At 59.5% G+C, this 24,150-nt stretch carries 19 protein-coding genes and 4 pseudogenes; 13 read left to right on the forward strand and 10 right to left on the reverse strand.

Going from position 1 to position 24,150, the window contains the following annotated elements; all coding sequences use genetic code 11:
• Nucleotides 1-877: 877 nt before the first annotated feature.
• The 4 genes from B0G77_RS27740 to B0G77_RS27755 form a co-directional block, all read right to left on the reverse strand.
• Nucleotides 878-1,312 (reverse strand): MaoC family dehydratase, encoded by a 435-nt coding sequence (locus B0G77_RS27740; RefSeq protein WP_133665165.1) that lies wholly within the window; start codon nucleotides 1,310-1,312, stop codon nucleotides 878-880.
• Between the two features lie 126 nt (nucleotides 1,313-1,438).
• Nucleotides 1,439-2,254: an enoyl-CoA hydratase-related protein gene (locus tag B0G77_RS27745; RefSeq protein ID WP_133665166.1), complete on the reverse strand. Its 816-nt coding sequence runs from the start codon at nucleotides 2,252-2,254 to the stop codon at nucleotides 1,439-1,441.
• Nucleotides 2,255-2,274: 20 nt separating this feature from the next.
• The gene (locus B0G77_RS27750; protein WP_133665167.1) at nucleotides 2,275-4,449 is read right to left on the reverse strand and encodes an acetate--CoA ligase; all 2,175 of its coding nucleotides are present in this window, start codon (nucleotides 4,447-4,449) and stop codon (nucleotides 2,275-2,277) included.
• Between the two features lie 2 nt (nucleotides 4,450-4,451).
• Nucleotides 4,452-5,234: an enoyl-CoA hydratase/isomerase family protein gene (locus tag B0G77_RS27755; RefSeq protein ID WP_243751237.1), complete on the reverse strand. Its 783-nt coding sequence runs from the start codon at nucleotides 5,232-5,234 to the stop codon at nucleotides 4,452-4,454.
• 449 nt (nucleotides 5,235-5,683) lie between these two features.
• On the opposite strand from B0G77_RS27755, the gene B0G77_RS27760 reads away from it, so the two are divergent.
• The 5 genes from B0G77_RS27760 to B0G77_RS27780 all read left to right on the forward strand — a co-directional run bounded on the left by B0G77_RS27760 (nucleotide 5,684) and on the right by B0G77_RS27780 (nucleotide 10,049).
• Nucleotides 5,684-6,544: a MurR/RpiR family transcriptional regulator gene (locus tag B0G77_RS27760; protein WP_133665169.1), complete on the forward strand. Its 861-nt coding sequence runs from the start codon at nucleotides 5,684-5,686 to the stop codon at nucleotides 6,542-6,544.
• Between the two features lie 230 nt (nucleotides 6,545-6,774).
• Nucleotides 6,775-7,527 (forward strand): glutamine ABC transporter substrate-binding protein GlnH, encoded by a 753-nt coding sequence (gene glnH, locus B0G77_RS27765; RefSeq protein WP_133665170.1) that lies wholly within the window; start codon nucleotides 6,775-6,777, stop codon nucleotides 7,525-7,527.
• Nucleotides 7,528-7,603: 76 nt separating this feature from the next.
• Nucleotides 7,604-8,260 (forward strand): glutamine ABC transporter permease GlnP, encoded by a 657-nt coding sequence (gene glnP / locus B0G77_RS27770; RefSeq protein WP_133665171.1) that lies wholly within the window; start codon nucleotides 7,604-7,606, stop codon nucleotides 8,258-8,260.
• The gene (gene glnQ, locus B0G77_RS27775) at nucleotides 8,257-8,985 is read left to right on the forward strand and encodes a glutamine ABC transporter ATP-binding protein GlnQ (protein WP_165576793.1); all 729 of its coding nucleotides are present in this window, start codon (nucleotides 8,257-8,259) and stop codon (nucleotides 8,983-8,985) included. The genes glnP and glnQ overlap by 4 nt, the downstream gene beginning before the upstream one ends.
• 17 nt (nucleotides 8,986-9,002) lie before the next feature.
• Nucleotides 9,003-10,049, forward strand: a complete 1,047-nt coding sequence (locus tag B0G77_RS27780) for a C45 family peptidase (protein ID WP_133665172.1) — start codon at nucleotides 9,003-9,005, stop codon at nucleotides 10,047-10,049.
• A 361-nt stretch (nucleotides 10,050-10,410) separates the two neighbouring features.
• Here B0G77_RS27780 and B0G77_RS27785 read toward each other — a convergent pair whose 3' ends face one another.
• Complete coding sequence (locus B0G77_RS27785) at nucleotides 10,411-12,204, reverse strand: radical SAM protein (RefSeq protein ID WP_133665173.1); 1,794 nt, start codon at nucleotides 12,202-12,204, stop codon at nucleotides 10,411-10,413.
• A 173-nt stretch (nucleotides 12,205-12,377) separates the two neighbouring features.
• On the opposite strand from B0G77_RS27785, the pseudogene B0G77_RS27790 reads away from it, so the two are divergent.
• Nucleotides 12,378-12,701, forward strand: a pseudogene (locus B0G77_RS27790) (transposase); the annotation flags it as partial.
• Nucleotides 12,702-13,203: 502 nt separating this feature from the next.
• Here B0G77_RS27790 and B0G77_RS27800 read toward each other — a convergent pair.
• The gene (locus B0G77_RS27800) at nucleotides 13,204-14,115 is read right to left on the reverse strand and encodes an AraC family transcriptional regulator (protein ID WP_133666898.1); all 912 of its coding nucleotides are present in this window, start codon (nucleotides 14,113-14,115) and stop codon (nucleotides 13,204-13,206) included.
• Nucleotides 14,116-14,279: 164 nt separating this feature from the next.
• Between B0G77_RS27800 and B0G77_RS27805 the strand changes: the two genes are divergently transcribed.
• Entirely contained in the window at nucleotides 14,280-15,113 is an 834-nt protein-coding gene (locus B0G77_RS27805) for an oxidoreductase (RefSeq protein WP_133665175.1), read from the forward strand.
• 124 nt (nucleotides 15,114-15,237) lie between these two features.
• Here the strand turns inward: B0G77_RS27805 and B0G77_RS27810 are convergent, their stop codons facing one another.
• Complete coding sequence (locus tag B0G77_RS27810; protein ID WP_133665176.1) at nucleotides 15,238-16,128, reverse strand: LysR family transcriptional regulator; 891 nt, start codon at nucleotides 16,126-16,128, stop codon at nucleotides 15,238-15,240.
• A 170-nt stretch (nucleotides 16,129-16,298) separates the two neighbouring features.
• Between B0G77_RS27810 and B0G77_RS27815 the strand changes: the two are divergent.
• The 6 genes and pseudogenes from B0G77_RS27815 to B0G77_RS27840 all read left to right on the forward strand — a co-directional run.
• Nucleotides 16,299-16,904, forward strand: a pseudogene (locus B0G77_RS27815) (NADPH-dependent F420 reductase); the annotation flags it as partial.
• Nucleotides 16,905-17,021: 117 nt separating this feature from the next.
• The gene (locus B0G77_RS27820) at nucleotides 17,022-17,516 is read left to right on the forward strand and encodes an SRPBCC domain-containing protein (RefSeq protein ID WP_133665178.1); all 495 of its coding nucleotides are present in this window, start codon (nucleotides 17,022-17,024) and stop codon (nucleotides 17,514-17,516) included.
• 130 nt (nucleotides 17,517-17,646) lie between these two features.
• Complete coding sequence (locus tag B0G77_RS27825) at nucleotides 17,647-18,153, forward strand: SRPBCC domain-containing protein (RefSeq protein ID WP_133665179.1); 507 nt, start codon at nucleotides 17,647-17,649, stop codon at nucleotides 18,151-18,153.
• Nucleotides 18,116-18,961 (forward strand): SDR family oxidoreductase, encoded by an 846-nt coding sequence (locus tag B0G77_RS27830; protein WP_347814209.1) that lies wholly within the window; start codon nucleotides 18,116-18,118, stop codon nucleotides 18,959-18,961. Before B0G77_RS27825 ends, B0G77_RS27830 begins: the two co-directional genes overlap by 38 nt.
• 293 nt (nucleotides 18,962-19,254) lie before the next feature.
• A pseudogene (locus B0G77_RS27835) lies at nucleotides 19,255-20,099 on the forward strand (ISNCY family transposase); the annotation flags it as partial.
• A 553-nt stretch (nucleotides 20,100-20,652) separates the two neighbouring features.
• On the forward strand, nucleotides 20,653-21,555 hold the full coding sequence (locus tag B0G77_RS27840) for a PTS sugar transporter subunit IIA (protein WP_133665180.1): 903 nt from the start codon (nucleotides 20,653-20,655) through the stop codon (nucleotides 21,553-21,555).
• 268 nt (nucleotides 21,556-21,823) lie between these two features.
• On the opposite strand, the gene B0G77_RS27845 is transcribed toward B0G77_RS27840, so the two are convergent.
• The 3 genes and pseudogenes from B0G77_RS27845 to B0G77_RS27855 form a co-directional block, all read right to left on the reverse strand.
• A complete protein-coding gene (locus tag B0G77_RS27845; protein ID WP_347814192.1) occupies nucleotides 21,824-22,057 on the reverse strand; it encodes a hypothetical protein in 234 nt (77 codons plus the stop codon).
• Between the two features lie 631 nt (nucleotides 22,058-22,688).
• A complete protein-coding gene (locus B0G77_RS27850; protein ID WP_133665182.1) occupies nucleotides 22,689-23,129 on the reverse strand; it encodes a hypothetical protein in 441 nt (146 codons plus the stop codon).
• A 170-nt stretch (nucleotides 23,130-23,299) separates the two neighbouring features.
• Nucleotides 23,300-24,118 (reverse strand): annotated as a pseudogene (locus B0G77_RS27855) (reverse transcriptase domain-containing protein); the annotation flags it as partial.
• Nucleotides 24,119-24,150: the final 32 nt, after the last annotated feature.

Genomic DNA, 24,150 nt, shown 5'->3' on the forward strand with positions numbered 1-24,150 from the left:
TCGCACTCTACGAGATCAATTCTTCGACGTAGGTCCCTTCTCCCGTTCCATAACGGAGGGTTCGCGGAAAGTGTTGAGCAATTTTTTCAGGGGCCGCCATATTGACCTTTCTTTCAAAGTTGGGGCTGGTGGGCCGCACGGATGACATTATGCCCTCAATACCGCTACGGTAAATGATCGGCGTCACTGGCGAGCGTCGTCGAGGCATCGAAAGCTCATCGACCGCTTTCAGGTGCAGCTATCGATCGAGGCATCGCCGCGTCGAAGGGCCGCTCGCCCCTCATGAGTTGACGTTCGCGAACAGATCGTGACGGGCCGTTCCTGGCCGACCTCTGCCTGACGCCGATCGGCGGCTCACGACCCAATGCGGACCCCCGGCTGCTCATCATTCGAATGACAGCTTCCGGAGGTTGAACTGCCATTGACGCGAAGATCGCCACTGCCGGCTCGTCGGCCGGTGCGGACGTGGCGCCGCACCGACGCCCAGCCCTTTATTGGAGCGACGCTCGTCCGCCCCGATCGCCCTGGGGTTGTAACGGGTCCCTCATCAAAGAGGAAAGGTCGTGCGGAAATTCATGCCGTTGATCCTGCTTGCCACTTCGGCGCTGGCGCTTGGCGCGCCCGCGTGTCGTCTGCAAGCGCGTCTGGTATCGCGGCCATCCTGTTCGGCGTTGCCCGTCGGTGCGCCCACCAGGTCACCATCGTGAACATAAGGCGCCACAGCGCCGTCCCAGCTAGGTCTGACACTGATCGCCAGCTCTCTCAATCATCCAGGCGTATCGAGCGATGCCACCCGCTTGCTTCCCTCTGCGACGGACCGTTATTGCTATCTCCTCTGCTATCCTTGATGGACAGCCATCGTTCGGTGGACTTCGAGCTAAACCGAGGCGCGGGAAGTGGTCATGACGAGCGCTTCGCCTTCAATCACGACGCGCCCAGCTACGATGCATTCGGTATTCAGCAAAACACGGCACCTGGCGACAGTGATCTCCTTTACGGTTACGCTTGCGTGCACGGTATCGCCAGGGCGAACAGGCGCTCTAAACCGGAGCGACTGCGACAGGTAGATGGTACCGGGGCCAGGTAGCTTGTTCGCGATAGCAGCCGAAATCACGCTGGCGGATAGCATTCCGTGGGCGATGCGGCCCTTGAAGAGGGTCCTGGCAGCGAATTCCTCATTGATGTGCACGGCATTGTTATCGCCTGAGACGCCTGCGAACAGTACGATGTCCGCCTCGGTTATGGTCTTGGCGAACATGGCTGACATGCCGACCCGCAAGTCTTCAATGTCATACCCTTGCAGTTCATTCACAATTTCACTCCTCAAAACGATGCGCGGAACGCACGAAACGTGCGGCAAGCGTCCCCCGGGCCGATTCGCTAGAAGGCCCGGTCCTGCGGAAACTGCACGAACTATTTCAGCGAGGAGGGAGCGTCGCTACTGACCTTTGAATTGAGGTGCCCGCTTTTCGATGGTCGCAGCCAGCGCCTCGAGATGGTCGTCAGTGTTGTGACACATACCCTGAAAGACGGCACAGTGGTCGAGGAAGTCGTGCAGTTCCATGCGCTGGGCTGATTTCATCAGGCGCTTCGTCAGCCGGAGGGCTTGCGGCGGTTTTGCGGCGAGGCTCCTGGCCAGTTGCTGAGCGGTTTCCAGCAACTGGTCTGCGCTAACGGCGTCGAGAACGACGCCAAGCTCCTTGCCTTCAACCCCGGTAAAGGTTCGGCCTGAAAACGTGAGCTCGGCTGCCCGCTGGTAGCCCACGAGTCGTTGTAGAAACCAGGCTCCGCCATCTCCGGGGATGATTCCCACATTGACAAAGGTCTCGCCCATGATTGCGTCAGCTGCAGCCAGTCTCAGGTCGCACATGCAGGCGAGGTCGAAGCCCGCGCCCAATGCGGCGCCATTGATGGCTGCTATGGACGGGACGTCGAGACGATGCATCGCCAGGGGTATTCGCTGGATGCCTTGCCGATACTGTTTCTGGACCTCATAGACGTCCCCACCGAAACTCCCCTCGCGATGGAACATGTGCTTGATGTTTCCGCCGGAAGAGAAGGCCTTTCCGGCACCGGTCACAATCAGGACACCGATAGACTCCTCGGCGTTAATCCACTGAACGGTGCGTTCAATGTCGTCCACGAGTTTCGTGCCGGTAAGCTCATTACGGACATCATCGCGGTTCAAGGTCAGTGTTGCGACACGTCCGTCGACGCGTAGCAATGCATCAGTCAATTCAGGTGCATGGTTCATCTTGGCTGCTCGGTTTAATGTCACTGAGGGATGGCCGCACTGACATCCTCAAGCAGGATGCGAGCATCGAGAATGGCTACCCCACTGGAATAGGCAAGCACGGGATTCAGGTCCAGTTCGGCGATTTCCGGAAATGCCGAGCAAAGCGACGAGATGCCCATCATCAACTTGACCAGCGCATCCTTGTCGGTCGGGGCCGCTCCCCGTACCCCGTTCAGAATCTCACTGGCCCGAATCTCGGCGAGCATCCGGTGCGCGTCGTCCTCCGTGAGAGGGAGCGAGCGGAAGACGACGTCTCTGAGCACCTCGACCAGGATACCGCCGAGGCCAAACATCATGACCGGCCCGTAAGTCGGGTCACGCACGACACCGATGATGATTTCGACGCCACCTTTTGGCGCCATGGGTGTCACGAGGACGCCGGTAATGTCCGGGTCTTGCACATGTTTCCGGCCATTGGCCACGATGTTTTCGAACGCGTGCCTAACCCCATCGGAGCTTCCAACGTTGAGCTTGACCCCACCGGCGTCCGACTTGTGGATGATGTCGCGCGACACGATTTTCATCGCGACCGGCACCGAACCGAGGCGCTCGAACGCCGCAACTGCCTCATGCAGTGACCTGGCCAGAATCGCGGGAGCCGGCATTGGGACGCCGGCATCCGCGAGCGCCTGTCGGGCCTCGTGCTCGAGCACAACCGTCCGGTGTTCGCTGCGACAGGACGACAGGACCGCCTCGAATGCCGGCGACCGCACCGGATGGTCCTCTGCTTCAGCAAGTGGTCGCCTCTGTGCCTCGCCGAATTCTGCGAGGCCCTGCATGCAGCGGACGGCCAACTCCAGCGAGTCGTAAACCGGTACGCCCGCTTCACGGATACACGTCAGAGGGGCCGGTCGCAGGTCCGAATACAAGCTCCCGTAGAGGCTGTGCACAATGATTGGTTTACCGCGCGCTTCCAGCATCGCGGCAATTCGCGTGGAGGTCTGCATCTCAATGGGCGTCAGCGACTGGGAAAACCTCACGCCATATCCGCCGTAGAGCCCCGTGATGAGTAGTCCGTCCACCTGAGGGTCCTCGAGCAGAATTCGGGCACAGTCGGCAAATACCGCCGGGTTGGAATCCGTTCCCCCTGCAACGTCTACGGGGTTCGCAACGGCGGCCGACGGCGGCAGGATTGCTGACAGGCGCTGGCGCGTTTCGTGGCTCAGGGGCGCAAGCGTCAGACCATGTTCGCTCAAGGCGTCTGCAGCGATCGTCGCGTGCCCACCACCATCAGCGAGCACCGCCACGCGGCGCGACGCGAGCGGCTGAAGCAGCGAAAGCGCTTCAGCGAGCGAGAGAATCTCGTCGGACTTGCGCGCGAGCACCGCACCCGCCTGACGCAGAACGCCCTCACTCACCGCGTAGTCTCCGGCCAACGCACCAGTGTGCGACTTCGCGGAACTACGTCCGGCGCTGGTGCGGCCTGACTTGTAGAGTACGACCGGCTTCCTGCGTGTAATGCGACGCAGTGCGTCCAGGAACACCCGCCCATTTTTCATACCCTCGACATACGCGACGACGACCTTCGTGTTCTCGTCTTCTGCAAAGTAGTCGAGGTACTCGTTGAACTGGATATCCGACTCGTTGCCGATGCCCACGTACGTTGACAGCCCGATGTGTCCGTTGGCCTCGGCCTCCGTCACGAGAGAAAGCGCCATGTTTCCAGACTGGGACAGCAATCCGATACCGCCTTTTTTCAGATTGCTAAAGCCGACAATGTTGCAGGCCTTGTGGGTATTAAATACCCCGGACGTGTTCGGCCCGACGATACGTACGTTATAGGCATGAGCGACTCGCACCATGTCGTCCTGGAGGCGCCGCCCGTCATCGCCTGCTTCGGCAAATCCGCCCGCCAGCACAACCGCGCCTTTTGCGCCTTTTTTGCCACATTGCTCGATGACCTGTGGCAGGGTCTTTGCCGGCGTGCAGACCAGAGCGAGGTCAATGTTGCCGGGTATGTCGCCCAGACTCGCATAGCATTTCAGGCCCAGGATTTCCGGTTCTTTCGGGTTTATGGGGTATATCGCCCCGGCGTATCCGTCCTCCAGCAACTTTTGAATTGAACGAAAACCCCGCTTCGTCTGGTCTTTTGATGCGCCAACGACGGCAATCGAGTCTGGATAGAAAAGTTCGCGAATAGAGTGGCTGCTCATCGTTATTCTCCCTTGAACACCGGTTCACGCTTCTCGGCGAAGGAATCGATGCCTTCCTGCCAGTCTTTCGTTGTTGAACAGAACATCATGCCTTCCAGTTCTGCAGTCAGCGCTGCGTCAAGGGTGCGCTCGCCAGCGAAGTTCAGTTGTTCCTTCGCCAGCCGCATCGAGAACGGAGCCTTGCTGGCGACCTTCTGTGCAAACGCCCGCGCGCTCTGAAGAAAACCGTCATCGGGATACACGCGGTTTGCGAGCCCAATGCGAGCAGCTTCTTGCCCGTCAATCTGCTCGCCAAGGAAAACGAGCTCGCGGGCTTTTGCCAGGCCGACCAGCCGGGGGAGGAGATACGTGATTCCGCCGCCGAGAAAGTTGCCGATGCTTATTTCGGGCAATCCAATCTTCGCGCTCTCGGCCATCACAACGAAGTCGGAGGCAATCGCGATTTCTGCACCGGCTCCCAGCGCGAAGCCATTTACAGCCGCGATCACGGGCTTGCCGAGCGTCAGCAGTCGCTTGCACACCACCTGCTCACCCCGCAGGTATTCGCGACGCTCGAAGGCCGTGCGGCCCGCCTTGTGTTCCTTAAGGTCCGCTCCGACGCAGAATGCGCGTCCCTCTCCCGTAATGAGAACTACCCGCGCGGCTCGGTCCGCCTCAGCAAGGCTTAATGCTTCGCTTAACTCATCGTAAAGTTGCTGGACCACCGCATTCAGACGATGCGGTCTGTTTAACCTGACCTCTGTAATCCCGTCCTGCACACCGTAAATTATCGTTTCGAAAACCATGAACGTCTCCGTCATTGCACCTTGATGGGCTCGCTCACGGTGTGGGGCAGACCTCACGGGTCGTGGCGTCTCGGACAAACACAAACGCGCGAAGAAACGTCTGTTGCGTACAATCTACGCATGGGCAACGTTTGTTGCAATCCGGCGTTTACCCGTAATTGAGCCTTTACTGACGTTGCAATTGGCTCTGGCGGTGTAGTTAGCTGTTCCCATACGTATGCTCACAGGCGATGCAGAGGACGCGCGGCAATGGGTTCGGAAGCCTCATTTCCTCTGTGGATGCAACCTCTGTTTCAGCGTCAACAGCACCTGCAGGCCACCACCTCTTCGACCCGCACCCGAACTCGCGCAGGTTTCGCGACCCCAGTCGCTGACAGCGTGCTGATGGCGCCTTGCCTATTTGGATGCGGCTCCGTAACATTTGTTGTCATCCCACCGAGGTCCGCACCGTGACTCCCAGTTTCGAAGACCTAGCAGCCCTCATTCGCGCCAAATTTCCGGAACTGAGCCCACAATTTCAGTCAGGCGCAGCCTACCTGTTAAATTTCCCGGACGAGGTTGCAGTATCGTCAATGCGAAAGGTCGCAGAAAACGCCAAAGTACAACCCGCGGCCCTCGTGCGCCTCTCTCAACAACTCGGCTTCCCAGGCTGGAACGAGTTTCGGGAAATCTTTGTCGCCCGCCTTCGAACACGCCCGGAACCGCTGAGCAGCAAGGCGCGAACGCTCGTGAGAGGCGGTCATCATGAAGCCCTTGCCCACGACATGGAGGTTGCGCAGCAACACAATCTCGAGACTACGTTCGCACAGAATGGCGCTCGCATCGTGGATGCGGCGAAGCTGCTCAGAAAGGCGCCGCACGTCCATATAGGCGGCTTCCGTTCCTGCTTCCCGATTGCGTTCGGCCTCCTGTATGGGTACCGACTCTTCCGCTCTTCGGTGAGCCTCGTCTCCGGGGAAGCGGGCACGCTTGAAATGCAGTTGCGCAGCATCGCGAAGGGGCATGCGACCGTCGTCATCAGCTTCGCACCGTATTCACGCGAGGCCGCACGAGTCGCGGAAGCCGCCAAGGAACAGGGCAGCAAACTCGTCGCCATCACCGACAGCGCGGTTTCTCCCATTGCGCTGAGCGCCGATGAGGTGCTGCTCTTCACACACGACAGTCCGTCGTTTTTTCCTTCCCTCGTCGCAGCGTCCGCGATCGCCGAGTCGCTGGTCGCCCATCTGCTGGCACTTGAGGGAAACAGGGCCATCCAGCAATTGTCCGAGGCGGAAGACGCGCTACATGCGAAGGGTGCATACGTCAGCTGAATCCGGTCAGTAGTGCCGCCATCTGTCGCGCAGTCCCGATGCCGGGACTACGTGTTTTCCCTCCCCCAATTTTTGTTGACGTCCCTTTCTGGCGGAGTACTATTCGTATTGACAACAAACGTTGCGCGCAGTTTAACTCAGACATCGCGTGTTGCTCTGCATGTAGTGTTGCTGTCATTGGTCCCTCCCACGTCGCGGAGGTGACATCGCCAATCACTGCGGAGAGAATCATGGGACGTCGTTCCTTCCTTATGTCCGTCATTGCTGTTGCAATGTTCGGCGCCAGCATCGCGCACGCGGAAACCAAAGAGCTGGTTGTCGGTACGGACACCTCCTTCATGCCGTTCGAATTCAAGCAGGGTGACAAGTACGTCGGCTTCGACCTTGACCTGTGGGCCGAAATCGCGAAAGACCAGGGCTGGAAGTACAAGATTCAGCCGATGGACTTCGCTGGTCTGATTCCGGCGCTTCAAACGCAAAACATTGATGTCGCGCTTTCGGGCATGACCATCAAGGAAGAACGCAAGAAGGCTATCGATTTTTCGGACCCGTATTACGACAGCGGACTCGCTGCGATGGTGCAAGTCAGCAACACGAGCATCAAGTCCATTGACGACCTGAATGGCAAGGTCATCGGCGCAAAAACGGGCACCGCAACTATCGACTGGATCAAGGCGCACCTGAAGCCCAAGGAAATCCGTCAGTTCCCCAACATCGACGAGGCCTATCTGGCCCTGGAAGCCGGCCGCGTCGACGCAGCCATGCACGACACGCCAAATGTGCTGTACTTCGTCAACACGGAAGGCAAAGGCAAGGTCAAGGTTGCCGGCACCCCCGTCAGTGGCGACAAATACGGCATCGGCTTTCCGAAGGGAAGTCCTCTGGTGTCGAAGGTCAACGAAGATCTGACGAAAATCAAGGCAGATGGCCGTTACGCGAAGCTCTACAAGAAGTGGTTCGGTTCCGAACCGCCGAAGTCGTAATCGCTCGGAAATGTCGGAAATGGGGGCGCGGCGGTCATGACCGTCGCGCTGTCAACGGAACAATCAGGAGCGCCTTGTGGAATTCGACTGGTCAGTTATCGGAGCGGCACTTCCAGACTTGCTGGACGGCGTGAAGCTCACAGTCTTTATTGCAGTTGTCGGGCTCGTCGGTGGTTTCATCGTCGGCATGATCGCCGGGATGTTCCGGGCGTATGGGCCTGTCGCACTGAACATCCTGGCTCAGGCCTACATTGAGCTGATCCGGGGTACGCCGATTGTCGTGCAGGTCATGTTTCTGTACTTCGCCCTGCCGCTGCTTGCGCATATCCGAATCGATGGCCTGACTGCCGCCATCATCGCGATAACGGTAAATTCGGGCGCCTATCTTGCCGAAGTGGTGCGCGGCGCGCTGTTGTCCATCTCCAAAGGCCTCACGGAAGCCGGTCTTGCGATGGGTCTGTCCATGCCACGTGTCCTCCTAAAGATTGTCGGGCCGCTGGCCTTTCGCCGGTTGATTCCGCCGCTCGGCAACCAGTGCATCGTTAGCCTGAAGGACACGTCCCTTTTTATCGTCATAGGAGTGGGCGAACTGACACGCAAGGGGCAAGAAATCATCGCGGGAAATTTCCGCGCCGTGGAGATCTGGACCGCGGTTGCCGTCATCTATCTGGTTCTGACTGGCGTGATGACGCTCACACTGCGTCTCGTTGAAAAGAGGATGAGTATCCTATGAACATGGTCGAATTCAAGGGGGTCTCGAAGAGCTTCGGCCACGTGGCCGTGCTCAAGGACATCAGCCTGCGCATCGAAAGTGGCGAAGTTGTGGTTGTCGTCGGTCCGTCCGGCTCGGGCAAGTCCACGATGCTTCGCTGTATCAACGTACTGGAAAAAATCTCGGGCGGAGACTTGCTGGTCGACGGGCAGAGCGTCAAGGGCAACGCCTCCGTGATTCGTAACATCCGGCTCGAGGCCGGCATGGTCTTCCAGCAGTTCAACCTGTTTCCCCAGATGACGGCGCTGGAGAATGTCATGTTCGGCCCTATCCAGGTGCGCGGAGCATCGCGAGCCGAGGCGCGCGACCAGGCAATGGCATTGCTGGACAAGGTGGGCCTCGAAGCGCGCGCCAATCATTACCCGTCCGAGTTGTCTGGGGGACAACAGCAGCGCGTCGCGATTGCCCGCGCCCTGGCCATCAGGCCCAAGTTGATGCTGTTCGACGAGCCAACCTCAGCGCTGGACCCGGAGCTTCGTCACGAAGTCCTCAAGGTCATGCAGGACCTCGCCAACGAGGGCATGACCATGATTGTCGTGACGCATGAAATCGGGTTCGCGAAGCGCGTCGGCACGCGCCTGCTGTTCATGGACCAGGGCGGCATCGCCGAGGACGGGCAACCGGCCGCGCTCATCCACACTCCACCGACACAGCGACTGAAAGACTTTTTGCAGCACGTGTCCTAAGCGAGGTTATGTCCTATATGAAGGTTCTCACTCCCGCCGTCATTTCCGGCTCTCCGTACGAAATCGGATACGCCCTCGGCTCACTGGCCCGGCCGGTGATGGGTGCCTACATGGGCCAAAGCGTCGCCTGGCAGGCGGTCAGCCGATGGCGCGGGCACGCGTTTGTGCGAGACTTGCGCCAGGCTGCCGAAAGCGCGTTCCCTGACCATGTCGCAGAAATCGAAGGGATGGCGGCAGGCATGGGATGGTCCGCCGAGGACGTGTTCCTGTGGAACTGCCGGGGAGAGTTGATTCACAACGCGCCGGACGGTTGCACGACACTGGCTGCCTGGTCGCCAAATGAGCGGCTCATCGCGCATAACGAGGATGGCGACCCGTATCTGCGCGACAAGTGCGAGCTCGTGGACATCCGTCCAACCGGCAAGCCCGGGTTCGTGAGCTTCTACTACCCGGGCTCCCTGCCCGGACATACCTTCGCAGTAAGCCGTGCCGGTCTGGTACAGGCCATCAACAACCTGCGAATCAGGAAGCCCGCTCTTGGGGTACCCCGCATGGTGCTCACCCGCGCGGTGCTCGACGTCGCTTCACTTGACGCCGCCATCAGGGTGCTCGATGGTGTGCCACGTGCCAGCGGCTTTCACCACACGCTGGGTTGCGTCGGGGACCCACGGCTGCTCAGCATCGAAGCAACTGTACAGCGCTGCTCCGTTACGGAGGTGACCCGCCTGTGCGGGCACGCCAACCACCTTGTCCATGTCGGCTGTGACAACGAGGAGCAGATTATCACGGAGTCGTCCCGCGACCGGCAGACCCGACTCGGTGAGCTTCTTCCGAGTCTCTCGAACATCGGCGGGTTGAGTCTCCTGCAGGTACTCTCGGACAAAGCGCCGAAAGGTCTGCCAATTTATCGTGATGACCCTGCTGACCCGGACGACGAGAACACACTCGCGACTGCGCTGTTCGTCATTCAGGAAACCGGTGTGGAATTTGAAGTGCGCCAGCAAGGTGAACTTCGATTCAGGAGATTCGTGCCCCAGGAATCGCGCGCACGCACCGGGTCCTGACCGCTGAGACAAAGCATGACAACCGTATTTCATCGCGCCCCGCGCGCAAAGCTCCCAATCGCTGTCGCCGTGACCATGGCCGATGACCCGGCGTCAGAGTGTTTTTTGCGAACGGCGGCTGTACGCCCTACTGCTGCCGTTCATTTTGGTGATTTCAGCGATCAGCGAATGTCTGCACTTGGCCGGCTGCCGCCCGACCGCGATTGGCGGCACGCGACCCTGAACTGCCCTCCAATTCCGGAGCTAATCTACGGCAGCTTACGAATGTACACCAGTCGTTCGTGCTGTTACCGCGACAAGACTGATCTACTGTTTCGTGTCGCATGTGTACTAGGAAAACTGGATGACATTGTCAACGATATCACGCTGCAGACGGGCCCGATGACCGGATGGCAATACGCCGGTGGTGGACAGCCAGCGCTGCCTCGCCGCCGCTCGTGGAGTGAAAGAGTCCAAGCTGCTCGAACTCCTCTTCCTGCAGCGGCGTGATGGCGATATCCGTGTAGGCGTAACGTTCCGGTGCCTTCACGACTTCCCTGAGGATAGCCTCTGTCCTGAGGTAGAAGCGCAGATATTTTGTCGCCTTGACAGCGGTCTCACTCCAGTAGCGCGGATAGAAGCGAAGCGGCGATTCGACCGGTAGCCGCCGACGGCGGTCACGGCGGTGTTTCATCCGCAGGGCTCCCCCTTCGAGCGGATGCACACCCTCGTGTTCGATCATCAGTCTGAACCAGGCGATTGTGCGCATGATCGTCTTCGGTCGGCCGTTCGGGATCTGCGCTGCCCGCTTGACGATCGTGCGGATGTGCTCGTACGAGTAGAACGCGCTCCAGGCGCACCGATACGCTTCTTCCCATTCAGCGTCCGACATTTTCGGGTGGTGCGTGACCCGGTGGTTGGTGTCGTATTTGTTGATGTCCGGGTCCATCCATTCACCGTTCCTTATCATCGTCTGATGATCCTCGGAGCCCGGAAGTGGGGTGAGCATGAAGAATTCGAGAATGTCGATTGGCAATTCACGCTTGATGATCTCGATGTCGCGCAGGATCGATTCTTTCGTGTCCGCCGGGAATCCGATGATATAGCCAGCGTAGGTAATCGCGCCGTGGGCGCGCCACTTCTGCAGCATGGCGCGGTATTCGGTGATCTTGTTCTGCCGCTTCTTGGCCGCGATCAGATTCTCGGGATTGATATTCTCAAGCCCGATGAACACGCGACGCACACCCGCGCGCGTTGCCTTCTCGATGAAGTCTGGAATCTTGTGACAGAGCGTGTCGACCTGGATCGTGAAGCCGCAGTGAATGCCTTCCTTTTCCCGAAGTTCGATGACGCGGTCGAGAAGGATCTCCCAGTCGTGGTTGCGTGCGAAATTATCATCCGTGACGAAGAACCGGTCGATGCCCTGCGTTGCGTTCTCGCGGATGATCTTCTCGAGATCGTCGGGGGTGCGAAAGCGACTCTTGTGCCCCTGCACGTTGATGATGGTACAAAACGAGCACTGATACGGGCAACCACGACCGAGGTCAACCGAGGTATAGGTACCTGCCGTGCGTTCGATATGCTTGCGCGGCAAGAAGGGCTGGGGAGCACCTTCGAGCGAGGGTAACGTGTCCATGAAATTATACAAGGGCTTCATTGCACCATTCCACGCGTCGAGAAGGACTTCATCAAGACGCCGTTCCTCGGCCTCCCCAGCGAAGAGCGCCACACCCATTGCTTGTGCTTCCTTAAGTTCAGCGGGCATCTCGGGCAGCATGGAGATGCAGCCAGAAACGTGGAAGCCACCGATCGCAACCGGCAAGCCTGCGGCACGGAACTGGCGGGCGAGGTCGAGTGCGCGCGGGTACTGGTTCGACTGCACACCGACCAGACCAATCATCGATCTCCCGCCCTTTGCCTTCAGGTCACGAATGATGCGCTCTGGCCACACCCGCTGGTTGGTTTCGTCGCATGTTTCGATCTCAAAATGGACGCCAGGGCCCAGCAGCTTTCGCTTTCGCGCGTCATCAGCGAGCGCATACATACAGGCGAGTGTATTGGAAGGCATGACCGAGCGGAGCCACTGGATCGGGTAGCCGTCGTCGTCGTAATGGGTCGGCTTGATGAGGACGAGAGAGAATCGGAAACTGTCAGAAATCGAGTAGGTCGTGTCCATGGTCTGCTCTGTAGCCCTGTCTGGAAGTCACAAAACCGTGAAGGTCGTCCGTCTTCAGAAAATCGGAGATGGATCGTGAACTGGCAAGCAGTACAACAACCCGCATCCTACCCGCCTGGCCCCCTGCTGTGTTTACAATGCCGCAGGCGCCAAGTTTCGAGGATTGGGATCCTGTTGGGGCCGACAAGAACTATGACACGGCGGCCTTCGTGGCGAGTTGCCGCGCCAATCGTGTGACGCCGCATGTGGCGCAAAACGACGGCCGCGGAGGTGGCTCAGCGATTGACGGTCGCACGACACGCTGGGCCGGCTACGCCATCAGCCAGCGCAAGCGCAAATGCATCGAGCAGGTCTTCGGCTGGAGCAAGACGATAGGCCGGATTCGTCAGGCGATGTATCGTGGCCGCGAGCAGGTCGAGCAGTGGTTCCTCCTGACGCAGGCGGCCTACAACCTGACGCCACCGACGCCGACCTTGCCGCGCCCGACCTTGAAATGAGGCACACAGGGGCGCAGCCTCTTCCTGGAGCCGGCCGTCAACGTAACGTGCTCCGCAGGGTAGCGGGTTGTCCTGTGCGGCGCGGCCTGATAGGCGGGATGGCCCGGATCGATGCGCTTGATAGCTGCCATAACTGGAACCTCCTCAGAGGATTCTATGCCGAAGCGGCACGGCGGTTATGCCGCATTCCTGAATATGTGCTGTAGTCAAACCTGCGACCAGGCGGTCAACAAACCGGGCGTGCGCTTGGCGATCGGCCCACCTTTCGGCGACATGTTCGATGGCGTTCCTCGGCCAGTAGGTTCGGGCTTCTATCCCTGGTAGCATGAACGCGACGTGGATTGTTGAGGGACAAAGGTCCGCTATCTGATTGGACCTGACGTTGGAGTGTCCGCCTGAGCGCACTGGTGAACGCCCGCTCCTGGCCGAATGCAGTCGATGATACATAAGCAAAGCTCGCAATCGGAACCAAACTTGGCAAATCGGTGGTACCCGCGGGACCTCAGTGCGAAGACACGTAATCGGACTCGGCAAAGCCCAGCGGCACCGAGAAAGTCTCCCGCATGCGTCTGGTCTCCGCTGCAGGCGTCAGACCAAAGAGACGCTTGAATTCGCGATTGAACTGTGAAGCGCTGGTGTAGCCCACAGCGTGACATGCTGCTTCGGCGGTGACGCCTTGACGTAGCATCAATAGCCGAGCCTGGTGCAGACGCGTCGATTTGACGTACTGCATAGGCGATGTATGCGTAATCGCCTTGAAGTGGCTGTGAAACGTCGGCACGCTCATGCCCGCGTCGCTCGCGAGCTGTGAGACATCGAGCGGCTTCGTATAGGTAGCGTGAATGCGGCGCAGCGCCTTGCCGATCTTGCCGAACTGCCCTTGCATCGCCAAAGCCACGCGCATCGCGTCGCCTTGCGCGCCCGTCAGCACGCGGAAATACAATTCGCGCACCAGAGCCGGGCCGAGAATCGACGCGTCCAGCGGCCGGTTCATCGCTTCCAGAAAACGCAACACAGACGTTCGAAGCGCGGGGTCCATCGAACTGGACATCATGCTTTGCGGCGAATGCTCGTGCACCGAAACGCGATGACGGTCGATCTGGAGCATGAGTTCGGCGGCCAGCCCAAAATCCAGATGCATGTAGATAGCCAGCAGCGGGCGCTGCGGCGTGGCGTCGGTTTCCATCGTAAAAGGCACCGGTACTGCCACGGCGAGATAGTGCTGCTCGTCGTACACGTAGATCTGGTCGCCGAAATAACCCCGCTTGCTTCCCTGGCAGACGATCACGATGCCGGGATCATAGAGAACAGGAGTCCGGGACAGCGCGCGGTTCGAACGCAGGATGCGCACGTTCGGCAACACCGTCAGGTTGTATCCCTCCTCAGGCGCCAGCGCCGTCAACAACGACACCATCCGTTGTTTCTCGTCGCCCGAAGGTTTCTGGCCAGGATCACTCTTTCTCACGAGATTTCACCGATGACATATGAATAGGCAATAAAACCAGAATATATGGCCTGAATCGTACAAGCACGGAAGAATATTATGCAGATGTCCCTTTCTTTTCTGTAGAGGTCTGCATGTCATCGGTTAAAACTCTGCTCATCACCGGCGTCAGCAGCGGGTTCGGACGCGCGTTGGCTGAGGAAGCGCTCGCAGCAGGCCATCGCGTGGTCGGTACCGTGCGCAGCAAACAAGCAGGCAAAGCATTCGAAGCACTGGCCCCAGGCAGAGCCGTGGGTCGTGCGCTCGATGTGACGGACTATGAAGCCATCGATGACGTCGTCGCAGAGATTGAGGCGACCGTCGGGCCGGTGGACGTGCTTGTCAATAACGCGGGGTACGGTCATGAGGGCGTGATGGAGGAATCGCCGCTCGCCGAGATGCGTCGGCAGTTCGACGTCAACGTATTCGGCGCCGTCGCGATGATGAAGGCCGTGCTGCCAAATATGCGCAAACGACGGTGCGGCCATATTCTCAACATCACCTCGATGGGTGGCTTCATCACGATGCCAGGCATCAGCTACTACTGCGGCAGCAAGTTCGCGCTGGAAGGCATTTCGGAGGCGCTCGGAAAGGAAGTCAGGCCGTTCGGCATCTTCGTCACAGCCGTCGCGCCCGGATCGTTCCGGACTGACTGGGCCGGCCGGTCGATGATCAGAACGCCGCGTTCGATCCCTGACTACGATCCACTCTTCGACCCGATCAGAAAAGCACGCGAAGAGAAAAGCGGCAAGCAGTTGGGCGATCCCGCCAAGGCCGCGCGCGCCATGTTATCCGTGATCGATAGCGATAGTCCGCCGGCGCATCTGCTTCTGGGAAGTGATGCGCTTGGCCTTGTGCGCGAGAAGCTCTCGACGATCGGCAGCGAAATTGACGCGTGGGAGGCTGTCACCCGATCGACGGACGGCTAGCGAACACTGTTGCTCGCGAACCGGACGCCTAGTCGTTCCTTTCCCGAACGGATGCATCTCCTACCATCTAGTTCAGACGCGCATGATGTCTACCAGCCAGCTTGTCGTTCTCGGGCGCCCGATGCTATAGACGCTGCGGCAACGCAGCCGCAAAGAAGTCGGTGACTCGGCGCACGCGTGCGGGCACGAAACGGCGCCTCGGCCAGATGATGCTGATATCTCGCGCGTCCCGAATGAACTCCTCCAGCACCGTTACGATATCGGGGTGCTTGAGTTCTTCGGCAAGCGAGAGCTTCGCGAATAATCCTATCCCCACACCTGCGAACACGGCCGATCGTATCGTCTCGACGCTGTTTGAAGACAAGTTGCCTCGTACGGGGACGCTGAACCGACCTTGCGGTCCATGGAATGGCCAGTTGGTCGATTCAGTGAGACCTCCGTATAGCAGGCAATTGTGATCAACGAGTTCGCTGGGGTCCCTCGGTATGCCGTGCTGCTCAAAATAGCGACGGGAACCGACGCAGACCAGCGGAGTGCTGGCAATTCGCTTCACGACCGAATCAGGATCGTTGACGGGCCCCACTCGAATCGCGAGATCGATTCGATCTTCCACCATATCTCGCACGAAATCCGACAACACGAGATCGACCTGAAGACCGGGGTTCAGCGACAACAGCACGGGAATCAGCGGAAGCACATGAAGACGGCCGAATGTCGAAGCAGTCGCGATCCGGATTGGCCCCGAAACCGTCTGTGAATGGCTGGTTAGCTCGCTGTCCGCCTCGTCCATCTCGCCGACGAGCGGCTTGATTCGATCGTAATAGCTTTGCCCTTGATCGGTCAGGGTCACGCTACGGGTGCTTCGATTGAATAGAACGACGCCCAGGCGCCGCTCCAGCGCACCCACTGCTTTGCTCACCGCGGATTGAGAAGCGCCCATTCTGCGTGCCGCCGCGGAAAATCCGCCTGCTTCGACAACAGAGATAAACGCGTCGAGTTCGTAAAACCGATCCATCCTATTCTGCCCGAAAGTAAATCAACGTCGAGACGAGCGCATTGTCGACGAATTCGCGCGCCCAACCTATTCCACCAGAGAATCAATCTTATTCGAAATAGGCCCATTATAATTCGCCGGCGCAGGAAATACCATGAGTTCATGCTTGATCAACTTCCCCTGAAAGGAGCGTTTCCATGAGCTATTCGATCATTGGTTTTGGCGCGGTGGGACAAGCGCTTGCGCGCGCGTTTGCCAGAAAGAACATCGATGTATCTGTCGCCAGCCGGCGCCCACCCGAGGCGCTGACGCAGCAGGCACGAGCGATAGGGCCCACTGTGCTCGCGAAGACGCTTCGCGACGCCATCGAGTCCGACACCATCATTCTGGCCGTTCCGTTTTGGGAACATCGCGAAGTCGCGAAACAGATCACGAGCTGGCAGGGCAAGACGATCATCGACGCGACAAACGCTTTCGGCGTTCCAGTTCACGACCTGGAAGATCTGCCGTCCTCCACGTTTGTCGCCAAGGCATTTCCCGGCGCACGGTTTGTAAAGGCCTTCAATCATCTGCCCGCTGCCGTTCTGGCCGCTGATCCGAATGTCAACGGGGGGAGCCGCGTCGTGTTTCTGGCGAGCGATGACGAAAGCGCGGTGGCGCCGGTCGCGGCTCTGGCCGAACAACTCGGTTTCGCGCCGATTGCGTTAGGACCGCTCAAGGACGGCGGTTCGCTCGTCCAGGCGAGAGGTAACACCTGGGCTCAACTGATCTTCCACGATCTCGTCAAGTTCAAATAGCGTCGCGCCTCGACTAAGTCACGCAGAGGATTTCCAAACCTTTTCACGGTAATGATGACGGTTATTGCCGCTCGTGTTCATGCGAGCGGGCAGTGAGCCGTCAGTCGGAGAGCAAACATGTTCGAGATTATTCGATGGCCAAGCGAAATGGCCCCAAGCCGTTCGCCGATCCACTTCACGAACGAGATCGAAGTTGCGGTTTTGCCCGAAACGATTTGGGCGCTGCTGACCAATCCGAACGCATGGCCTCGTTTCTACCCGGGCGTCGAACACGTCCGGCTGCTCGACGGACATCAGACGTTCGGGCCGGGCACGCGGTTCGAAACGAATCTGGCGGGGCAGGATGTGTCTGCCTCGGTTCAGGAGTTCGAACCGCAAACGCGCATCGCCTGGGGTGGCCATCCGAAGGGCGCCGAGGAGTCAAAGGCCTATCACGCGTGGATCATCACGCCTACCGCAAACGGGTGTCACCTCTGGACTGAAGAGACGATGCAGGGGCCGCACTGGATCGAGTTGGCCAAGCAAGCCGCCGACGCTTTTTGGCTTACCCACGAGAAGCTTCTCAGCGATCTTGCGCACGCGGCACTGACCCTCGAAGGCAAGCGCAGTTGAAAGCGGATTTTTATTCCCGCAGAAATCGGCATTTGCCCGTCGCCACAGGCGCTTCGGCGCGGACTTGCACGAGGCCATGCAACCCGACGACTCAGGCATTGGCCGATTCATTCGGACAAGGAATACAGACATGCTTAGCAAAGTGATTTGGCTGGCTAAATACGACCCGAAACATTCGGCGATTTATGCGCTCAACGACATCGACGTCAAAGCGCCGCCCGGGGTGGTTTGGAAGCTGCTCGTCGACGCGCGGAACTGGTCGAGTTATTTCCCTGCGGAAGATCAGGTCAAGATCCTGAACGGCGAAACCGAGTTGGTACTCGGGACCCGCTACACCCGCGTCACGGTCGGCTTTCCAATGTCGCTGGTGATCACAGAGTGCGAGCCTGGCCGCAGGCTCGCCTGGTCGACCGTGGTCGATGGCGATGAGACAGGCTCGAGCGCATACCACGGTTGGGTCATCACCCCCACACCCGATGGCTACCATGTGCTGACCGAAGAGACGCAGCAAGGCGATTTCTTCCTTGAAGAGATCGGACGTAAACATCCCGGCGCGCTCTACCGCTATCATCAGGAGTGGGTCGAATGCCTCGCCCGCGCTGCGGAGGCACAAGTGGCGCGGCAAACCACCCGATAGCGGAGACACACTCATGAATATCCAACTCAAAGGCCGAACGGCGGTCGTAACGGGGTCCACTGCTGGAATTGGACGCTCGATTGCAGAAGGACTGGCGCGGGCAGGTGCGTCGGTTGTGGTCAATGGCCGCACCCAGGAGCGCGTGTCGGCAACAATGCAGGAGATGCATGATCTGTTCCCTGACGCCGACCTGATTGGTGTTGCCGCCGATGTGGCGACGCCGGAAGGCTGCGCCGCGTTGTTTGAGCACGTGCCGCAAGCCGATATCCTCGTCAACAACGCGGGCACGGCACGGTTGAACAATTTTTTCGAGCAGCAAGATCGCGAATGGCTCGAGTTGTTTCAGCTTAACGTGATGAGCGGTGTGCGCACGGCCCGCCACTACATACCCGGGATGACGCAGCGAGGTTGGGGGCGTGTGGTGTTTATCAGCAGTGAATCGGGGCTGAATATTCCCAAGGAGATGATCGATTACGGCGTCACCAAGACTGCTGTGCTTGGCGTTTCGAGAGGATTGGCGGAGCTCGTCGCGGGCACCGGTGTCACCGTCAATGCGGTGCTGCCCGGTCCGACAGATTCCGAGATCCTGTCGAACTGGATGAAAGCGATGGCGCAAGAGCAAGGCATCTCGCAAGAGCAGGCTGAGCAACAGTTCCTGACGACGGCTCGACCGACCACGCTGCTCAAGCGATTTGCAACGACCGACGAAGTGGCAAATATGGTCGTCTATGTCTGCTCGGAACAATCGTCAGCCACGACGGGTGCATCGTTGCGCGTGGACGGCGGTGTCATTCGTTCGATCGGCTGAGGCGAATATTGCGGACGAACGAGCGCGATTCAGCGACCGGAATCGTTCAGGTTACGGACGTTGGGCTCACGCTCTGCACGGTCCGCTTCTGGCCGGTTGCTGATCGCAGCATAGATCAGTTCGCAACTCGAAACGAGGGGAGTGACGTGTCCCCGCGCTCTTCGTCCGAAGTGACATCTCTAATTCGCGTCCGGCAAACCAATATCCAGTAAGGCTTGACGGCGATCCGGGCGCTGCGGCTCAGCGAATTGACGTTTTTATTGTCTCAACGTTGACATCTTTAATGCGCTCTACGCCACGGCAAGCCCGTCGCGTTCTACAGCGACAAATACAGCGTGTTTCGCAAGACGGGAGCGAACAGGGATGGCAACAGCGTGACGCACTTCGGTCGGGCGATGTACGAGCTGAACATCGATCCATTCTGCGCGAACAGCAGCCCGGCCAAGGGGCGCGTGGAGCGGGCGCACCTGACGCTGCAGGACCGGCTGGTCAAGGAATTGCGGCTGCGTGGCGTCAGCACGGTCGCCGAAGCGAACGCGTGCGCGCCTGTCTTCATGGCGGCTTTTACAATGCGCGCTTCGCGAAGCCACCGAAGAGCGGATTCGATGCGCACCGGCCGCTGCGGGCTGACGAGAAGCTTGATCTGGTGCTCACGTGGCGCGAGCCGCGCAAGGTGAGCAAGTCGCTGACCGTGCGGTACGACCGGGTCATGTATCTGCTGAAGGACACGCCGGAGCACCGCAAGCTGATCGGCCGGTATATCGAGGTCTGGGAGTATCCGGACGGGCGTATCGAACTCCGGGCAGATGGCCGGGCAGTACCGGCTCGTGAGTACGACCGGCTGGCTGAAGTGGACCAGGGTGCCGTCGTTGAGCACAAGCGGCTGGGCCACGTGCTGCGGGTCGCGCAGGCAATGCAGGCGCAACGCGACAACCGCCGCATCGGGAAAGCACCCTCACGGACCCATCTTGGCGCCGCGGTTCGGACCCAGGAGCGTCAGCCCGGCACGAAGCAGCCGCGCGAGTTCACGCAGGCCGAAAATGGTGACTGGCGGACATGCCTCCAACTCTCGAAGCGCGCGCGTGCTTTCGCCGTATCGCAGGAGCGTGAAGATCCCGTCATCGATGCGAGGCGCTAAGGCCACGAGCTTGGCTCGAACTTCCTCGAATGCCTTTATCGATTTGATTGTGACGTGCTCAATCGAAATGGTGCGCGTGGAGTACAGTGCATTGGCCATCTGTTGATCCTCATTTCAGTTGCTGTTCGGGGTTGGCCCGTTTCCCACGGAAAGGGGCTAGAACGTCAGAGCGTCGGCGGCTGGGTGCCTAAGACTGCCTCGATCCGGCGGGCAAGCCTCAGAAGCGCCCGGTCGCTCGCCAGCGGGGCGTCCAGCTGCTGTCGCACGTTCGCTCGATTGTCGACACGTCACCTGCTCAGGCGCCGCCATAGCGATGCGCGACCCAATCCGCACTGGGCCGCCACAGCGCGGCGCTTCGACGAAAAACGGCGTGAACCTGAAAGACGCTGTCGCATGTGTGCCCGATGCCTGTCCCGTCGGGCATACCGTCAGGTTCCCGCAGCCTGTTCGGCGATGCGATTCACATTTTGTCTACGTGAACCTGCATTTTTTACACGAACTTAACGCCGGTTTAGGTAACCTGAGAGCAGGTTACAAACGCTGGGGGAGCGACATGACGCACGCTTTCGCAAGCCTGCGGGCTCGTCTCGGATTGGGCAAGGGGCCGGCCAACGGCCGCTCGCTTCTCGAGTCGGGTCGCAATGTGATGATGCACATCACGCTCGACGCGCAACACGCCACGCCACTGCGTCAGGCGCTGATCCGTGACTGCGGTGACCAGCCCTGGACCATTCGGCTCGCGCCCCTGCACGGAACCGGCCGCGTGCGGCTCTCACTCCATCTGCCCAAGGCTGCGGTTCGCGGGGCGATGCAGCGTGTCGCACAGCTGGCGCCGACTGCCGAAGTCGGCCGACTGCTTGAAGTTCCCTACGAACCCACCGATGCCTGGCGGGACTTGATACATGTCGGGTCACCGCAGCGTACGGGTTCATCCGGTCAGCCAGACGAAACGGCCGGCGAAGCGGAAACGATTGCCCGGTTGCTCTCTGAGGAACATGTCCTGCTCGGTCTGGAAGTCAGTACCCGGGATGCACTGTTTGTGCGGCTCGGCCACTTCTTCGAACAACGGCACGGGCTGGAAGCGGCTACCGTAACTGCGGGCCTCGCGGCGCGCGAAGCGTTGGGCTCGACCGGGCTTGGCCAGGGCGTCGCCGTTCCGCACGGCCAGATCAAGGGGCTGCGTCGGGCATTGGCGTTGTATGTTCGTCCGGCGACGCCCATTCCATTTGATGCGCCGGACGGCATGCCGATAAGTGACGCAGTCGTGCTACTGGTTCCGGTATGGGCCAACAGCACGCATCTGCAACTGCTGGCTGAGGTGGCGCAGCGCTTCTGTGACCATCACTTCCGTGAGCAACTCCACGCCTGTGTGGACGCTCAGACCGTGAGCAAGCTGTTCGCCGACTATGACACCTGGGATGAGACTGCGCGGCACACCGTGGTCCGCGTGAGATGATCGGCAGCCTGTCGTAGTCGATCTATTTCGTACAGACGGAGCGCTGCTTTCGCAGTCGATTTCGTCCTGTGCGCAGTAGAGTGGAAGGTGGTGGGCCGTGATCAACCTGAAGAAAGTGCGTTGCCCCCGGTCGCTGCGCACCGGTCTGGTTGCCCGTTGGGGCACCCTGCATGCAGCGACAACGATTGTCTTCCCCCCATCATCGTGGTCCGGGCATTGCGGCGTGCGCCGCTTTTTTTCGCCTTCGCCCAGATGCCTAAATACATGACTAGCGCGCCTCCTTGATGGCGTTGCGTCGCTTCACCGGCCCAATCGTTGCCTGCGGCAGCGTCGCGATCAACGCGTGCATCGTGAAGCCGAGGTCGTCGAGCGCGACGTCAAACTGCACGCGCACTTCGTCGCGAACGATCTCCGTGCTGGCCACGTAGACGCCGAGGGGAGAATGCAACAGCGCCCTGAGTTGCGCACGTGACTGGTCCTCCGACTCGCGAAGGAGGGTCACCGGCAACAGCACGCGCGGCGAAGGGAATGGGATGACGTTATTGCACGAGATCGGCCGCGGACTATGGGGCCCGGGGTCTAAGAGATCAAGCGGTTGACTGAGAGCCATGGGATGGAGCGAAGCCGCTACGGTTGGTCAGGACAGTTTCGAGAGTAGACGCCTCGACATAAATGCTGTGCAAAAATGCGGTCCTCAGGTGATAAAAACATGGCGTTCTGCCTGACAACGGGTCGACTCCGCCCAGGAGTTGAATGCAGCCGGATTCGACATCATAGGCGCTCAGCCTCAGTGCGACCGGCGACGCGAAGACGCGGGCAAGATCACGCCCTGCCTGGCGGAAAACGATTTCAAAACCAACACTATCTTGGCACGACAATGAAGTCGCGTGACATTGGCAAACCTCCTCGGAAAACGAGGGAAAACAGAAAACACTTGGGTCAGTCACAAACCGAAATCGTCGGGTGATCCGACCTTGCCAATCGCGCATCGCACTGCCCGCCGACGTCAAGTTGCGTCGGCAAAACGTGCTGCTACATGGGTGCGCTTGGCATCGTCGCTATTCTTGCGACGGCAGTTGCCCGATAGTAGAGGGTGCGACAGACGGTGGACCCGTCCGTCGCTACTTGCTTGTTTACTGCGTGCTGAGGCGCAGGAACGAGAGAGCGCTCCTGACCAGTGCACGCGTCGCGACGGTAGTGCCCGCGATGGCCCCGCGCTTGACGAGGTCTGCCCGGCGAGCGAACACGTCACCCGGATGGACTCGGCCATCAGCGGAGTACGACTTCGCATGCACAGTCAGCAGAGCATCGCTGGGGATTTCCGGATGCGGCTGCCCGAGATGTACCGTCCACACCGGCGTAATCAGGTCCTGACAGGCGAACTGAAGAACTTGATACCGCGGGGTCGGCACGACGCGTACCATTGCTTGGCTGGACAACCAGCGGTAGTCGAAAGAGCCACCGACATTGACCAGGATCCGCCGCACCACCGCGGTATGACCGACATGAGCGTTGTAGCCAGCCAGAGCCTTGTTTTCGAGTTCAGCAGAAGACAGCTTGGTCATCTTGGACATGGCGTGCTCCGATTTAGTGTGGAGCGCGACCCCAGTGGGCGTGCCCACGAGGGTTGATGCCAGAAATGGCGGGGGCGGCCTCCGAGTAGGTGAGGAGGTCGCCCCCCTCACCCGTCACAGTCCCGGACGAGCCCAATTAAGGCATCCGGTTCTTCATCGTGCAGATTCGCTCACGATTTTGCGTAGCTATGGACAATCCGAGGCTGCGGCAGCGGAAATAGTTTGAGTATTCCTGCAAAGGCAACCCATGGCAGAGAGCGTTTGTTCGACCTTCGCGATAACCACTTTCGCCAGATGCGTGCGACCTGGTACGGCAGGGTCGCCAGGCGCTCATAGTTCCCGCTGATGCCGAAGTAGGCATAGTGCCCCTTGAGCATCCGACACAGACGCCGGTGCTGATCGCGAAGCGGCCTGGTCCGCATACTACGGCAAACCTGGTTTATCGTTTTAAGCGTACGCGCGATGCGATCTTTGGCGGTTAATTGCCGCACCATGGCCCGGCCCTTCTCCGAAGTCACCCACACGTGGGTGAATCCGAGGAAGTTGAAGGTCGTGGCCAACGGCTTCTGGTCATCATCGTGGCCGAATTGCGGTTGGAAGCGGAAATCAATCATCCGGGTTTTGTCCGGATGCAATTCCAGGCCGTACTTGCCCAGTCGCTTTTCCAGCACCCGCATGACTCGTTCCGCATCGTCTTTGTGCGCGAGTATCACGACAAAGTCGTCCGCGAAACGAACCAGGGTGCTCGGACCGCGAAGGCGCGGTTGCACCTCAGCAGCAAACCATTCGTCCAGAACATAATGCAGAAACACGTTGGCGAGGCAGGGTGAAATCACCCCGCCCTGGGGGGTACCGGAATCAGGATACGTTAGCTGGCCATCGTCCAGTACGCCCGCTTTCAGCCACTTGTCGATCAATCTTCTTACCACGCCATCGGTGACTCGTCTGGCGAGAAGCTCTCTCAATTTGGCCCGATCGATGCTGTCGAAGTATTTCCGAACATTGTACCGGCTCCGGTTGT

This window comes from Paraburkholderia sp. BL10I2N1 (genome assembly GCF_004361815.1).
Lineage (GTDB): Bacteria > Pseudomonadota > Gammaproteobacteria > Burkholderiales > Burkholderiaceae > Paraburkholderia.